This is a genomic window from Streptomyces sp. NPDC049915, assembly GCF_040656475.1.
In the GTDB taxonomy this organism is placed as follows: domain Bacteria; phylum Actinomycetota; class Actinomycetes; order Streptomycetales; family Streptomycetaceae; genus Streptomyces.
This window is the reverse complement of the sequence record NZ_JBFAMH010000027.1, coordinates 38,943-51,849: the sequence shown is the minus strand read 5'-3', so window position 1 is coordinate 51,849 and position 12,907 is coordinate 38,943. Positions and strand designations below refer to the sequence as shown.

At 74.0% G+C, this 12,907-nt stretch carries 12 protein-coding genes; 5 read left to right on the top strand and 7 right to left on the bottom strand.

Going from position 1 to position 12,907, the window contains the following annotated elements; all coding sequences use genetic code 11:
* A complete protein-coding gene (locus AB0J12_RS32460; protein ID WP_363268177.1) occupies positions 1-1,341 on the bottom strand; it encodes a Gfo/Idh/MocA family oxidoreductase in 1,341 nt (446 codons plus the stop codon).
* Between the two features lie 232 nt (positions 1,342-1,573).
* Here AB0J12_RS32460 and AB0J12_RS32455 point away from each other — a divergent pair, with 232 nt between their 5' ends.
* Complete coding sequence (locus AB0J12_RS32455) at positions 1,574-4,282, top strand: hypothetical protein (protein WP_363268221.1); 2,709 nt, start codon at positions 1,574-1,576, stop codon at positions 4,280-4,282.
* Positions 4,283-4,368: 86 nt separating this feature from the next.
* On the opposite strand, the gene AB0J12_RS32450 is transcribed toward AB0J12_RS32455, so the two are convergent.
* Positions 4,369-4,761: a PPOX class F420-dependent oxidoreductase gene (locus AB0J12_RS32450; RefSeq protein WP_363268176.1), complete on the bottom strand. Its 393-nt coding sequence runs from the start codon at positions 4,759-4,761 to the stop codon at positions 4,369-4,371.
* Between the two features lie 88 nt (positions 4,762-4,849).
* Between AB0J12_RS32450 and AB0J12_RS32445 the strand changes: the two genes are divergently transcribed.
* The 3 genes from AB0J12_RS32445 (at position 4,850) to AB0J12_RS32435 (ending at position 8,273) form a co-directional block, all read left to right on the top strand.
* On the top strand, positions 4,850-5,875 hold the full coding sequence (locus tag AB0J12_RS32445; protein ID WP_363268220.1) for a hypothetical protein: 1,026 nt from the start codon (positions 4,850-4,852) through the stop codon (positions 5,873-5,875).
* Between the two features lie 143 nt (positions 5,876-6,018).
* Positions 6,019-6,819: an SAM-dependent methyltransferase gene (locus AB0J12_RS32440; RefSeq protein ID WP_363268174.1), complete on the top strand. Its 801-nt coding sequence runs from the start codon at positions 6,019-6,021 to the stop codon at positions 6,817-6,819.
* A 98-nt stretch (positions 6,820-6,917) separates the two neighbouring features.
* On the top strand, positions 6,918-8,273 hold the full coding sequence (locus AB0J12_RS32435; protein ID WP_363268172.1) for a S1 family peptidase: 1,356 nt from the start codon (positions 6,918-6,920) through the stop codon (positions 8,271-8,273).
* A 4-nt stretch (positions 8,274-8,277) separates the two neighbouring features.
* Here the strand turns inward: AB0J12_RS32435 and AB0J12_RS32430 are convergent, their stop codons facing one another.
* The 4 genes from AB0J12_RS32430 to AB0J12_RS32415 all read right to left on the bottom strand — a co-directional run bounded on the left by AB0J12_RS32430 (position 8,278) and on the right by AB0J12_RS32415 (position 10,872).
* Positions 8,278-9,096 carry a DMT family transporter gene (locus tag AB0J12_RS32430; RefSeq protein ID WP_363268171.1) on the bottom strand — a complete coding sequence of 273 codons (819 nt, stop codon included), beginning with the start codon at positions 9,094-9,096 and terminating at the stop codon, positions 8,278-8,280.
* 64 nt (positions 9,097-9,160) lie between these two features.
* Positions 9,161-9,346 (bottom strand): hypothetical protein, encoded by a 186-nt coding sequence (locus AB0J12_RS32425; RefSeq protein WP_363268170.1) that lies wholly within the window; start codon positions 9,344-9,346, stop codon positions 9,161-9,163.
* A 129-nt stretch (positions 9,347-9,475) separates the two neighbouring features.
* Complete coding sequence (locus AB0J12_RS32420; protein ID WP_363268169.1) at positions 9,476-10,174, bottom strand: L,D-transpeptidase family protein; 699 nt, start codon at positions 10,172-10,174, stop codon at positions 9,476-9,478.
* Between the two features lie 77 nt (positions 10,175-10,251).
* Positions 10,252-10,872, bottom strand: coding sequence for a maleylpyruvate isomerase family mycothiol-dependent enzyme (locus tag AB0J12_RS32415; RefSeq protein ID WP_363268168.1), 621 nt, complete (start codon positions 10,870-10,872; stop codon positions 10,252-10,254).
* Between the two features lie 70 nt (positions 10,873-10,942).
* Here AB0J12_RS32415 and AB0J12_RS32410 point away from each other — a divergent pair, with 70 nt between their 5' ends.
* Positions 10,943-11,863: a LysR substrate-binding domain-containing protein gene (locus tag AB0J12_RS32410; RefSeq protein WP_363268167.1), complete on the top strand. Its 921-nt coding sequence runs from the start codon at positions 10,943-10,945 to the stop codon at positions 11,861-11,863.
* Between the two features lie 81 nt (positions 11,864-11,944).
* Here the strand turns inward: AB0J12_RS32410 and AB0J12_RS32405 are convergent, their stop codons facing one another.
* Positions 11,945-12,859 carry an SDR family oxidoreductase gene (locus AB0J12_RS32405; protein ID WP_363268166.1) on the bottom strand — a complete coding sequence of 305 codons (915 nt, stop codon included), beginning with the start codon at positions 12,857-12,859 and terminating at the stop codon, positions 11,945-11,947.
* Positions 12,860-12,907 lie beyond the last annotated feature (48 nt).

Below are 12,907 nucleotides of genomic sequence, written 5' to 3'. Positions count from 1 at the left end.
TCACTCGCCGGCGAGATCCGGCAGGATCTCCTCCGCACGGACCGGACGCCCGGTCTCGAAGCTCCGGTTGGCGGCCAGCCCCGCCACGAGCGCCAGCGCGCCGTCGCGTTCGGTGGCCGTCGCACGCTCCCCCGGGACCGCCTCCGCGCCGTCCACGGTACCGAACAACGCGTCCAGCATGCGGGGGTCGCCGCCGCCGTGGGCCTCGTGCGAGGCGTTCAGCGGCACCTCGACCGGGGGCCGCCACAGCGGTCGCAAGGTGAGACGGGCACTGCCCGCGTGCGGCGCGGCCGTGTCGCCGTGCACCGCGCCACTGCCCGGGGCGACCGTGGTGGCGGGCGGCTGCCAGCGGCTCTCCTCCACCTCCAGTTCCAGCCGTCCCGCACTGCCGTTGACCATCACCCGGTAGCCCTCCCACGGGGAGTACGCGGTGAGGTGGTACGTCAGTGTCGCGCCGCCCGTGTAGCGGACCAGGACGGCCATGTCGTCCTCGATGGTGACCGGCCCGCCGAAGACGTTGCGGTCGCGCACGTACCCGTCGTCCCCCTCGGCGTCCAGATACAGGGCGCGCAGGGTGTCGTGCGCCGCCAGGTCCAGCGCGAAGGGGTCGTCCTGCGCCGAGCGGGAGCCGTGGGCGCGCTCGTAGTCGCGGCGCAGCCCGTGGCGTTCGCCCGCGTCGGGACCGTAGAAGGCGAGCCGTCCGTAGCCGAAGACCTCGCTCGGCCGGTCCGCGAGCCACCAGTTGACCAGGTCGAAGTGGTGGCTCGCCTTGTGCACGAGCAGCCCGCCGCTGCGCTCCTTCTCGCGGTGCCAGCGGCGGAAGTAGTCCGCGCCGTGCCGCACGTCGAGCAGCCACTCGAAGTGGACCGAGAGCACCTCGCCGATCGCGCCCTCGGCGAGCAGCGCGCGCACCCTCTGGTGGACCGGGTTGAAGCGGTAGTTGAAGGCGACGCGGAGGGATGTGCCGGTCCGCCGGACGGTGTCGAGGATGCGGCGGCAGCGCTCGGCGTCGACCGTCATCGGCTTCTCGGTGACCACCCGGCAGCCGGCGCGCAGCGCGGGGACGATGTAGCGGTCGTGTTCGGCGTCGACCGTGGTGACGACGACCTCGTCGATCTCTTCCTTGCCGAGCAGCGCGACGAAGTCCTGCGGGTCCCACGGGGTGGCCGGCGGGGCGCCTTCCTCGGCGAGCAGGCGGTTGTGGAACGCCATCCGGGTCGGGCTCGGATCGCGCAGAGCCACGACACGGTGGCCGGGGCGGGCGGCGAGGCCCCGGGTGAAGGTCCGGGCGCGGTGGCCGGTGCCGACGACGACGGCGCGGAGCGGTCGGGTTCGAGTCATGCGGAAAGCCCTTTCCGCGTACGTCTCCGCCAATCCCGCATATCCGTGCGAAGTTGACTCGATCCGATCTCTCGCACAGACAACCCGCGGACGGCGCTCTCCGTCCTCCGAGGCGCGAGGGGCCCCCGGGACCGACGGGGTGCCCGCGCACGGGGTTGAGGAGAGACCATTGTCACCTGCCCGGTTGCCACTGGCCCGGCGCATAGGCATCGCCGCCACGGCGGTGCTCGCGATGACGGGGGCATCGCCGCTGGCGGCACACGCCGCCGCACCCACGCGGGAGGCGCACGAGACGGCCCTCCCTCCCGGCTGGCGGATCACCGACGAGGGCACCGCGCGCCACCTGGTGTGGCGTTCGGCGCCCGGGATACCCATGGGCGACGCCCGCGTGGAGTTCCACTCCGGCGGCACGCTGCTCGGCGTGCCCGCTCCGGCGCGCGACGGCCACACCTTCCGGCTGGAGCTCGACGCGTCGGACGCCGCCCGGCTGACGGACCTTCAGGTATGGGCCGGCGGACGCCGCCTGGACGCCCCCGCCGACGACACCCGGCAGGGTCGCCGCGGCTCGCTCGCCGCCCCGCAACCACCGGCTCCGCTTCCCGCGGGCGCCGTCGATCCCGGCACGCCGGGCTCCTACCGCACGGCCACGGGCGAATACGACCTGCCGCCCGTGCGGCTGCCCGGCTTCAAGGCGCCGGTCGAGATGCGCGCGGTCGTCGTGGCGCCGGCGGCAGCCCGCGGGGCGCGCCCGCTGGCGCTGTTCCTGCACGGCCGCCACGCCACCTGCTACAAGGGCAAGGAGGCGACCGGCGACTGGCCCTGTACGGCCGGCACCAAGCCCATCCCGAGCTACCGCGGCTATCTGCGCGACCAGCAACTGCTGGCCTCCCAGGGCTATGTGACGGTGTCGATCTCCGCGAACGGCATCAACGGCCAGGACGGGGAGGCGGAGGACGGCGGCGCGCAGGCCCGCTCCTCGCTGGTGCGGCAGCACCTCGCCCGCTGGGCCGACTGGGCCACCCACCCGGCCACGGCCCCGGCGGCGATCCGCAAGGCGCCGAAGGCCGACCTGTCGAAGGTCCTGCTCGTCGGGCACTCCCGCGGCGGCGAGGGCGTCAACCGCGCCGCGATGGACAGCCTCTACCCGCCGCCCGCCGCCCAGGACGGCTACCGCGGCCCGGTCCGCTGGCACGTGCGGGGCACGGTCCTGATCGGCCCGACGATCTTCGGCCAGAACCCGGTGCCCGACGTGCCCTCGACCACCGTCCTGCCGGGCTGTGACGGTGACGTTTCCGATCTGCAGGGCGAGGTGTACGTCGACGGCACCCGTGGGGTCAGCCGCGGCCGCGCGCTGCACAGCGCCGTCTACGTGGAGGGGGCCAACCACAACTTCTTCAACACCGAGTGGACGCCGGGGAAGGCCCAGGCGCCCGCCGAGGACGACTTCTTCGACGACCCGGACCACAAGGACCCGGTGTGCTCGCCCGGCAGCCGCACCCGGCTGACGGCCGACCAGCAGCACCGGGCCGGCTCGACGTACATCGCGGCGGCGGCACGGCTGTTCGTCGCCGGGGACGACCGGGTGCGCGAGCTGCTCGACGGCACCGGGCGGCGGGCGCCGTCCGCCGACCCCGCGCGGGTGCTGACCCACGCGGTGGGCGCGCAACGCGGCGCCGGATTCCTGCCCGACGGCAAGGTGACGGTCACCGGCGCCCGGCTGTGTTCGGCGGTGGACCCGAAGCCGGCGGTCGCCTGCCTGGGCGAGGACGCGCACGGCGTCTCACCGCACTTCGCCACGTGGGAGACCGGCCGGGAGACCGGCCGCCGCGCGGTGGCGCTGCGCTGGTCGGCGCCGGGGAAAGCGGCCCGCGTACAGCCTGCCGCGCCGCTGTCCCTCGCCGGTGCCCGGTCGCTGGTGCTGCGCGTCATCGTGCCGCCGAACAGCAAGGGCACACAGCTCGACGTCGCCGTCACCGACACCCGCGGCCGGCGGGCCGTTCTCGGCCGGGTCACCGCCGACGGGCTGCCCGGCAGCGATCGCACCGCCTCGTACTGGGCGCGCGAGCTGCGCGTCCCGCTCACGGCCGCGACCCGCGCCGGACTCGACCTGCGGCACGTCACTTTCCTTGAGCTGACGCCGCGTTCGCGTACCGGACAGGCCTGGCTGATGGACGCCTGGGCCTGGCGCCCGGGCACGCCCGCGGTGCAGGAGGCCCCCCTCGCCCGGGTGGACCTCGGCCGGCTGTCGGTCAAGGAGGGCGACTCGGGCGTGCGCACCTACCGGGTACCGGTGCGGGTGTCCGGGCACGGGAGCGGTCAGGTGCGGGTGTACGTCATGGATCCGGTCACCGGCGAGGCCGAGGACCAGATGGTGACGGTGCGTCCGGGCCGCGACGACATCGCCGTGGCCGTCCAGGTCAAGGGCAACAAGCGCTTCGCGTACGACGTGTCGCACGACATCGTCGTCAAGGCGGTCCGCGGCACGGTCGTCGGGTCCCACCGGGGCGGAGTGACCGCGCTGAACGACGACCCGATGCCGAAGGTGTCGGTGACCCCCGTCGCCGACCGGGTGAGCGAGGGCCAGGCGCTGCGCTGGAAGGTGACACTGTCCGAGCCGGCGGACACCGAGATCGGCGCGTCCTTCTCGGTGGTGCCGGTGACGGCCGGCCCTGAGCTGTCCACCAAGGACGTCGACCCGGCGTGGCTGCGGGAGGCCGGCGGCGTCGAGCCGGATCCGGAGCGGCCGCTGTCCCAGGTTCCGTACCTGGGCGTGTGGGCGTCTATGCCGGCGGGCACAACGAGCACGGAGGTGTCCGTGCCCACCGTCAAGGACACGGTGACCGAGACCGCCGAGTCGGTGCGCTTGACGGTCACGGACGACTCGGGTGCGCCGCTGCCGGGCGGTCCGGTGCTGACCGGGACGGTTCTGGACGCGTCGTAGCCGACGACAGGCGCCCTGGCCGACCGCGCGCGGTGCGGCCGGCCAGGGCTCACGGGCTCAGGGCCTCACGGCTCACGGCTCACGGCTCACGGCTCACGGCTCAGCGTCACCCGGATGCCCACGGTGCCGTCCCGGCCGCGCCGGACGCGGCTGCCGAAGAGGGTGAGGCGGCCGATGAGGCCGTACTTGCGGGCGATCAGCTGCCGGTAGCGGCCGACGGTCGCCGCGTCCGTGATCTCGGCCGTGGCCGGGACCTGCTCCCCCGTCGGATTGCCCCGCGCGTCACACGGGCCGACCAGCACGTCGGCGCGGGCCCTGATCCGCTTGACCTTGTAGGAGCCGGCGACCGTCCACACCCCCAGGGCGTCACCGTCGCGCACCACCCACACCGGGGTGGCGACGGGCGTGCCGTTCCTGCGGTAGCTGGTCAGCAGCAGGTAGCTGCCCGCGCCGAGCCGGTCCAGAGGCGTGTCGTCCATGCCCGGCAGTGTAGAGCCGTTTATCCCGAGGCGGCCGGGAGCGGCGATGCGCGATCCTTGAGGTGCGGCGAGGACAGGGGGCGTGGGTGTGACCTGGAACCGGGCGGACGGCCGGCGAGCGGACGAGGCACCGCTTGGGGTGGCGTGCGACGAGTCGGGGTCGGACGGGGAGAACCTGGTCGGCGGTAACACCGACGTGTTCGCGCACGCGGGCGTGCGGTTGCCGGTCGGCGTGGCCGAGGCGGCCGTACGGGAGGTCCGGGACCGCATCCGCTCCCCGGCCGAGGAGTACAAGGCGGGGCATCTGCTGCGGGAGAAGCACCGGGCGGTGCTGGAGTGGCTGCTGGCGCCCGCGGGCCCGCTGGCCGGGCAGGCCCGGGTGCAGCTGACACAGAAGGCATACCTGGTGGTGGAACAGGCCGTCGGGCTGCTGCTGGACGACGGTGACGAAGCGGCGAGGATCGTGTTCCGGGCGGGCCGGCGGGCGTTCGGTGACGGGCCCTGGGCCCGGTTCCTCGGCGCGGCGAACCGGCTGCTGCGCGTGCGCCACGACGGGGAGCCGCAGCCGCCCGTGGCGGAGTTCTACGGCGCCGTCGAGGCGCTGCGTGAGGCGGGCGGTCCGGCTGCGGCCATGGACGTCCTCGCCCGGCTGGCGGACACCCACGCGCGGGCCCAGGCCTACCGGGACCGGCTCCTGGACGGGCCGCCGCTGGTGCCGGTGCTCGACCCCCTGTTGCCGGCGATCGTGCGCACGGCGGTCTCCTGGAGCGCCGGTGGCCGGCCGGTCGTCCTGGTGCACGACCGGCAGAGCCTGCTGACCGAGGACCGGATCGCCTGGATCGTGGTGACCGCCCGCCGCCACGGCGCAGCCCTGACCGGACTACGGCTGGTCGCCGCACGGGACGACGCGCGGGTGCAGCTCGCCGACTTCCTGGCCGGGATCGCCCGCAAGATCGCCTCCGACGAACTGAACGGGCACGGCGACACCGAACTGACCACGCTGCTGTGCCCCTTCGTGGCCGCCGGGTCCGTCTGGGGCGACGAGGGCAGCTGGGCGCGGCTCGGTGGCCTGCCCGAAGTCAGGGCAGCCGGAGTCGTGGGCAGGGACGGGTGACGTCACGTCGATGTGACTGCCTGACAAGGTGCTTGCCCTCGGGACCCACGCACCGAAAACGCCGGAGTGGCAGCGCGGCTGGATTGCGCCGTCTAGATTGCGTGCTGTCCCCGTATCGTCCCCGTTTCTCCAGGAGCCGGCCCGTGACCGACAGCCCGCGCGTGCGTATCGACACCTCCCAGCCGCACACGGCCCGCATTTGGAACTACTGGCTCGGCGGCGGTGACAACTACGACGTCGACCGCGCGGCCGGCGACCGGATTCGCCAACTGCACCCGGGGATCGGCGAGTACGCCCGTGAGGACCGCCTGTTCCTGGGCCGGGCCGTGCGGCACCTGGTCACGGAGGCGGGCATCCGGCAGTTCCTGGACATCGGCACCGGGCTGCCGACCGCGGAGAACACCCACCAGGTGGCCCAGCGGCACGCCCCGGAGGCCCGCATCGTCTACGTCGACAACGACCCGCTGGTGCTCGCCCACGCCCGCGCCCTGCTGTCCAGCACGCCCGAGGGCGTCACCGACTATCTCGACGAGGATCTGCGCAACGTCGACGCGATACTCGAACACGCGGCGAAGACCCTGGACTTCACGCAGCCGATCGGGCTGATGCTGCTCGGCGTGGTCATCTTCGTCGGCGACGAGGAGGACCCGTACGCGCTGGTGCGGCGTCTGCTGGACGCGCTTCCGCCGGGCAGCCACCTGGTGCTGTCGCACACCGTCACCCACCCGGCGATGCCGGACGTGGACGAGGCGGTGAAGTTCTGGAACGAGCACGGCACTCCGAAGCTCACCCAGCGCAGCCCGGAGGCCGTGGCCCGGTTCTTCGACGGGCTGGAGCTGCTGGAGCCGGGCGTCGTGTCGTGCTCGCGCTGGCGTCCCGACGCGACCGACGGGATCGAGCCGGCGGAGGTGGCCATGTTCGGCGGAGTCGGCCGCAAGCGCTGAACACGCCCGTGCCCCGCGCCGTATGGACAAGGGGCGCGCGCCGACCGGCGCGCCCCGCGGCCGCCGGTCGCGCGTTCGGGGTTCGGGAGCCAGGCATCATGAGGCACGCACGACGACGGTTCGTGAGGCGAGCGGCACGGCTGGCGGCCGCCGGCGGGCTCCTGCTGGGCGGGGCCATGGTCACTCAGGCCGTCGCCAGTGAGCCACCGGGCCCGCCCGCGACGCCGCGCACGCTCGCACAACCGGCCGGGGACAGCGCAGCGGGGCTGGTGCGGCGGCTGGGCACGGGGCGTACGGCGGGCAGCTGGATCGGCGCCGACGGGCGGCCGGTCGTCGCCGTGACCGACCCGGGCGCGGCGGCCGAGGTGCGCCGTGCCGGCGCCGAGCCGAAACTCGTCGGGCACAGCCTGGACGAGCTGAAGTCGGCGACGGGTGTGCTGCGTTCGGCGCCACGGGTGCCCGGCACCGCGTGGGCCGTGGACTACCGCACCAACGAGGTCGTCGTGCGCGCCGACCGCACCGTCTCGGCCACTGACTGGTCCCGGCTGACTCATGTGGCGCAGGGCATCGGCGGTTTCGTCCGGATGGAGCGCACGGGCGGGACGTTCACCACCCGGCTGAACGGGGCGCAGCCGATCCTGTCGACGGGCGGACGCTGCTCGGCGGGGTTCAACGTCACCGACGGGCGGGCCGACTTCATCCTCACCGCCGGGCACTGCGGGCCGAAGGGTTCGGTGTGGTTCGCGGACGCCCGGGCGGCGCGGGAGGTCGGGCAGACCGCCGACTCCGCCTTCCCGGGCTCCGACTTCTCCCTGGTGCGGTATGCGAGCGGCCGGGCGGGCGAGGCGGCCGACGTCGTCGCGATCGGCGGCGGAACGGGGGTGCGGATCACGGGCGCGGCCGATCCGGCGGTGGGGCAGCGGGTGTTCCGCAGCGGCAGCACCAGCGGCCTGCACGACGGGCGGGTGACCGGCCTGGACGCCACCGTGAACTACCCCGAGGGAACGGTCACCGGGCTGATCCAGACCGATGTGTGCGCAGAACCGGGCGACAGCGGCGGGCCGTTGTTCTCCGAGGGCGTGGCGCTCGGGGTGACCTCCGGCGGCAGCGGGGACTGCACCTCGGGCGGTACGACGTTCTTCCAGCCGGTGACCAAGGCACTGCGGACGCTGGGCGTGCGGCTGATCGTGTCGGCGCAGGCCGCACCGAACAGCGGCCCCTCCCCCAAGGCCCCTTCGTCGGCGCCCGGGGCCGCGTCGCCGGGAGCACCGTCCCCGGTGGGCGGTGGCGCGGAGGGCACGACGCTGCTGTCCCGCCTGGCGGACACCCGTGCCGTCGGGCCGGGACTCCTGGTGGTGGCGGGCAGCCTGGTGGCGCTGGTGGCGACCCGCTGGCTGCGGGAGGAACAGGACCGCAGGGCCTTTCGCCGGCACTACTCCACCATGTGGGGCTGACCCTTCAGCCCAGGCTCAGCAGCACCGTGGCCACGACCGCGCCCAGCAGTCCTACCGCCTGCCTGGGGGCGGCCCGTTCCCGCAGGACCGCGAGGCCGAGGACGACGGGCACGGCGGGGTAGAGGGACGCGAGCACGACGGCGACGGCCAGCAACTGCCGCTGGGCGGCGAGGAGATAGAGGATCAGGCCCAGGGCCGCGCCGGCGCCGACGAGGAGCGAGGCGAGGGCCGGCCCGGGACGCAGGCGCGGGGGACGCCGTACCGCGCCGGGCAGCAGCAACAGGACCGCGGCGGCGCGTCCGGCGGCCACCGGCCACAGTCCGCTGTCCGGACCGGCCTGGCCGAGCGCGAGGTACTGCACGGCGACGCCGGCGCTGGCGAGCAGCCCGTCGCGCACGCCCGAGCCGGGCGTCGCCGCGCCGCCGGCGACGAGCCACAGGGCGGGTACGGCGGCGGCGATACCGGCCCAGGCGACGGGACCGGGCCGGTCCCCGAGGAGCAGCACCCCGCACAGCACGGACAGCGCGACGGAGGTGACGGCGCTCACGGGGACGACGACGCTCATCGCGCCGCGGCTGAGTCCGCGGTTGAGGAAGAGCATGGCGAGGCCGCTGCCGACACCGGACAGCGCGCCCCAGGCCAGGTCGGCGGGGGCGGCGGAGGTGGCGGACATCACCCATGCGGCCACGGCGGCGAGCAGCAGCCCGCCGGCCTGGCCGAGGAAGGTGACGGCCCGGAAAGGGGCACGCCGGGACAGCAGGCCGCCGGAGAAGTCGACGACGCCGTAGACGAGGGCAGAGGTCAGAGCGAGAAGGGCACCCACTGAGCAGAGGGTGCCCTCGGATGATGCCGGGATGCGCGGTGGGAGGCGGGAGGTTCGGGCGACGCTAGGCCGCGTTCACCGGCCGGTGGGCCGCTGTGGCCCACTCCAGGACGAGGCGCTGGTACTCCTCGCGCTGCTCGCCGGTCAGTGTCCCGCCCGAACGGAGCCACAGGGCCCGGATCTCCTCGTTGACCTCCGCGGCCGATCGCTCGAAAGCGGGTTCAACAGTGGTGGACATGCTGTGAAGCATACGGCGCTGAAGGTGAAGGCGCTGTGAGCGAGGTCGCACAATCGAGACATTCCGGACGTGTCGATGATCACGTCCAAACGGGGCAACGGGAGGGGGCGGCCGTCCGGGCACCGCCCCCGGCGGCTCCCGTCAGGTGCCGGGCTTGCGGCCGTAGACGAAGACGTCGTCGCCGTTGCGCAGCAGTGACCAGTAGTTCTTCGCGTCGGTCTTCGTCATGTTGACGCAGCCGTGCGAGCCGGGCGGGTTCCACACGCTCACGCCGACCGAGTGGAAGGCCTGGCCGCCGTCGAAGAACTGGCTGTAGGGCATGGCCACGTGGTAGAGGCTGGAGACGTGGTCGATGTCACGCCAGTAGACCTTCTTCAGGCCGGTGCGGGTCTCGTAGCCGTCGCGGCCGGTGCGCACCGGGACCGGGCCGTAGACCAGCTTCCTGCCGTCCTGGATCCAGCTGAGCTGGAGGGTGAGGTCGACGCAGGCGATACGGCCCTTGTTCACCGGGCACTTGCCTGATCTGTTCGGGTTCTTCCCGACGGCCTTCTGCTTGTTCATGAGGTCCATCACGCCCCAGGTGACGGACCCGGCGTAGCCGATGTTCGGCGTGATGCCGTGTCTGGCCTGGAAGGCCTGGATGGCCTTGCAGTCGGCGGACGACTGCCTGCCGTCCACCGGGCGGCCGAGGAACTTCTCGACCTGCTTCTGGTGGGGGCCGGTACTGGTGGTGCAGTGCGACGCGGCCTGCGCCGGTGCGGCGCCGAGGGCCAGTGTGAGCGGCGCCACCAGTCCGGTGACGCCGAGGGCTACGGCGCCCCGACGGCCTATGTACCTCATGTCCGGTTTCTCCCTTGCCCGTCCTGCGGTCTCTGCCCCGTAGACAGGCGAGCGGGGGTGTTGGTTGCACGGACCGGTCAGGCTGTGACGAATCGGTGAACTTCCGGCCCCTCGAGCCGGGCGGCGGGCAGCCGCCGCCCGAAGGCGACGAGCAGCAGGTCCTGCGCGGCACCGTGCACCGGGCTGCCGCTGCCGTACGACCAGTCGAGGTCGTCGGCGACGAGGCGGACGCCGGAGAGGTCGGCGCCGAAGAAGCGGGCGCCGCGCGGGGAGATCGTGCCGAGGACGATACGCAGCCGGTCCTCGGGGACACGGCGGTCGAGTCCGAGGGCGACGGTGACGTCCAGGCCGTGCACGACGTCGTGCGCGAGGGCCGCGGCGCGCCCGCCCACCGGCGGCCCCCACGGATGGCGGGCGTGGGTGCGCAGGAGGCCGGCGAGTTCGGCGTCGGTGTGCGCGGCCGCGTCGCGGTGCGCGAGCCGATCGGTCATACGGTTCAGGCTGCCGCGCGCGGCGAGCAGTTCGCGCAGGACGCGCGGGCGGGAGTAGCGGAAGCCCATCGACATGTGGGCCACCACCTCCCGCACCCGCCAGCCCGCGCACAGGCTGGGCCGCGCCCACTGGTCCGGGGTGAGCGCGTCGAACAGGTCTGCCAGGTCCCGGCGTTCGGCGGCGATGGCATCGTCTGTGGTCCCCATGCGTCCAGGATCTTGCCCGCGCGGCCATAAGTCCAAGAGACGTCTGCTCTGGCATCTAGCATCATCCGTTATGGAGTTGAGGCAGCTGCACTACTTCGTGACCGTCGTGGAGGAGGGCGGCTTCACCCGGGCCGCCGAGCGGCTGCATCTGGCGCAGCCCGGGCTCAGCGCGCAGATCCGCCGGCTGGAGCGGGAGCTCGGGCATCCGCTGCTGGACCGCTCGGGCCGCGCGGTGCGGCCGACGGAGGTCGGGGAGGCGGTGCTGCCGTACGCGCGGGCCGCGCTGGCGGCGGTGGACGGGGTGCGGCAGGCGGTGGAGGAGTTCACGGGTCTGCTGCGCGGCCGGGTCGCGATCGGGATGGTGCCGGGCACGCTCGGGCACCCGATGGATCTGATCGGGCTGCTGGCCGCCTTCCACGAGCGGCATCCGCGGGTGGAGATCACCCTCACCGAGGACACCTCCGACCGCATGCTGGAGGCGGTGCGCCGCGGCGAGCTGGACCTCGCGGTCGCGGGGCTCGCCGAGGAACCGCCGCCGGGCGTCGGCCACCAGGTCGTCATCGACGAGCCGCTCGGCGCGGCCGTCGCCGCGGGACACGAGCTGGCAGCCGCCCACGGAGGCCGTGGCGCCCTGCCGGTCGCCGCCCTCGCCGGTCATCCGCTGATCACCCTGCCGCGCGGCACCGGGGTGCGCGGGGTGCTGGAACGGCTGTGTGCCCAGGCCGGGTTCCGGCCACGGGTCGCCTTCGAGGCGGCGACCCCGCGGGCGTTGGTGGACCTGGCCGCGCGCGGGCTCGGCGTGGCCGTCGTACCGGGGCGGCCCACGGCCGAGGGGCTGCGGGTGTGGCGCCTCGACGATCCGCGGGCGCGCGGGCGGGTGGCGCTGGCCTGGCGGTCGGACGGCCCGGTCTCACCGGCGGCACGCGCACTGCTCGGGCGGCTGCGGACGGCCGTGGCGCGGGTGGACGCGGCACGGGCAGCGGAGGGCTGACGCGCCGGCCACCGCGCGGACCGTGGCCGGGTGGCGGTCCGTCGACGCGTCAGCTGCGTCGTGGGCCGGTGGGCCGACGGGTCACCGGTAACCGGTGGTGTCCGCCGGCTTGCCCGCGTCCTGCACCTCGGTCAGGTAGCGCCAGGCGTCCGGGCGGCTGCCGTCGAGGTCGGTGAAGCCGTACACCCGGGCGAGGCCACCGCTGGACAGGGACCGGCCGTTGAAGCGGGCCACGTCCGGGTCGGCGGCCAGGGCGGCGACCGCGCGGCCGACATAGCGCGGGGTCTCGGAGATCGCGAAGTGCGGCTCGCGGTCGAGGGCGTCGCGCCAGTTGTCCTCGCGCACCCCGAAGTGGTCGAGCATGATCTCCGAGCGCAGCCAGCCGGGGGTGAGGGCGACGGCGGTGGCGCCGCGCGGGCCGAGTTCGTGGCCGAGGGAGAAGCCCATGCGCAGCACCGCCGCCTTGGCGAGGTCGTAGAAGAGGTTGTTGCGGTAGGTGTCGCGGTTGTATTCCGCGGTCCCGTCGGTCATCTCGACGACCAGCCCGCCTGGCCTGCGCAGCAGCAGCGGCAGCGCGTGGTGGCTGGTGACGAGGTGGGTCTCCACGGCGAGCCGCAGCAACCGCAGCCCCTTGTCGAGATCGTGCTCCCAAACGGGGGTGTCCCACTCGAAGAGCGTCTCGCCGCCCCAGATGTCGTTGACGAGGACGTCGAGACGGCCATGCTCGTCGTCGGCGCGGTCGACCACGGCGCGGACCTGCGCGGGGTCCAGATGGTCGGCGGGTACGGCGATGCCCTTGCCGCCCGCCTCGGTGACCAGGTCGGCGGTGTCCTCGATGGTCTCGGGGCGGTCGTACTCGGAACGCCGGGCGCGTGTGGTGCGACCGGTGACGTACACGGTGGCGCCTGCCGCGCCGAGCTCCACGGCGATCCCACGGCCCGCGCCGCGCGTCGCCCCGGCGACGAGCGCCACCTTGCCGTCCAGCGGACGTGGCATGTCCGGCCTCCTGTTTCCCTGGGTGAGGTGCGTCGTCCTCGAGGGTGC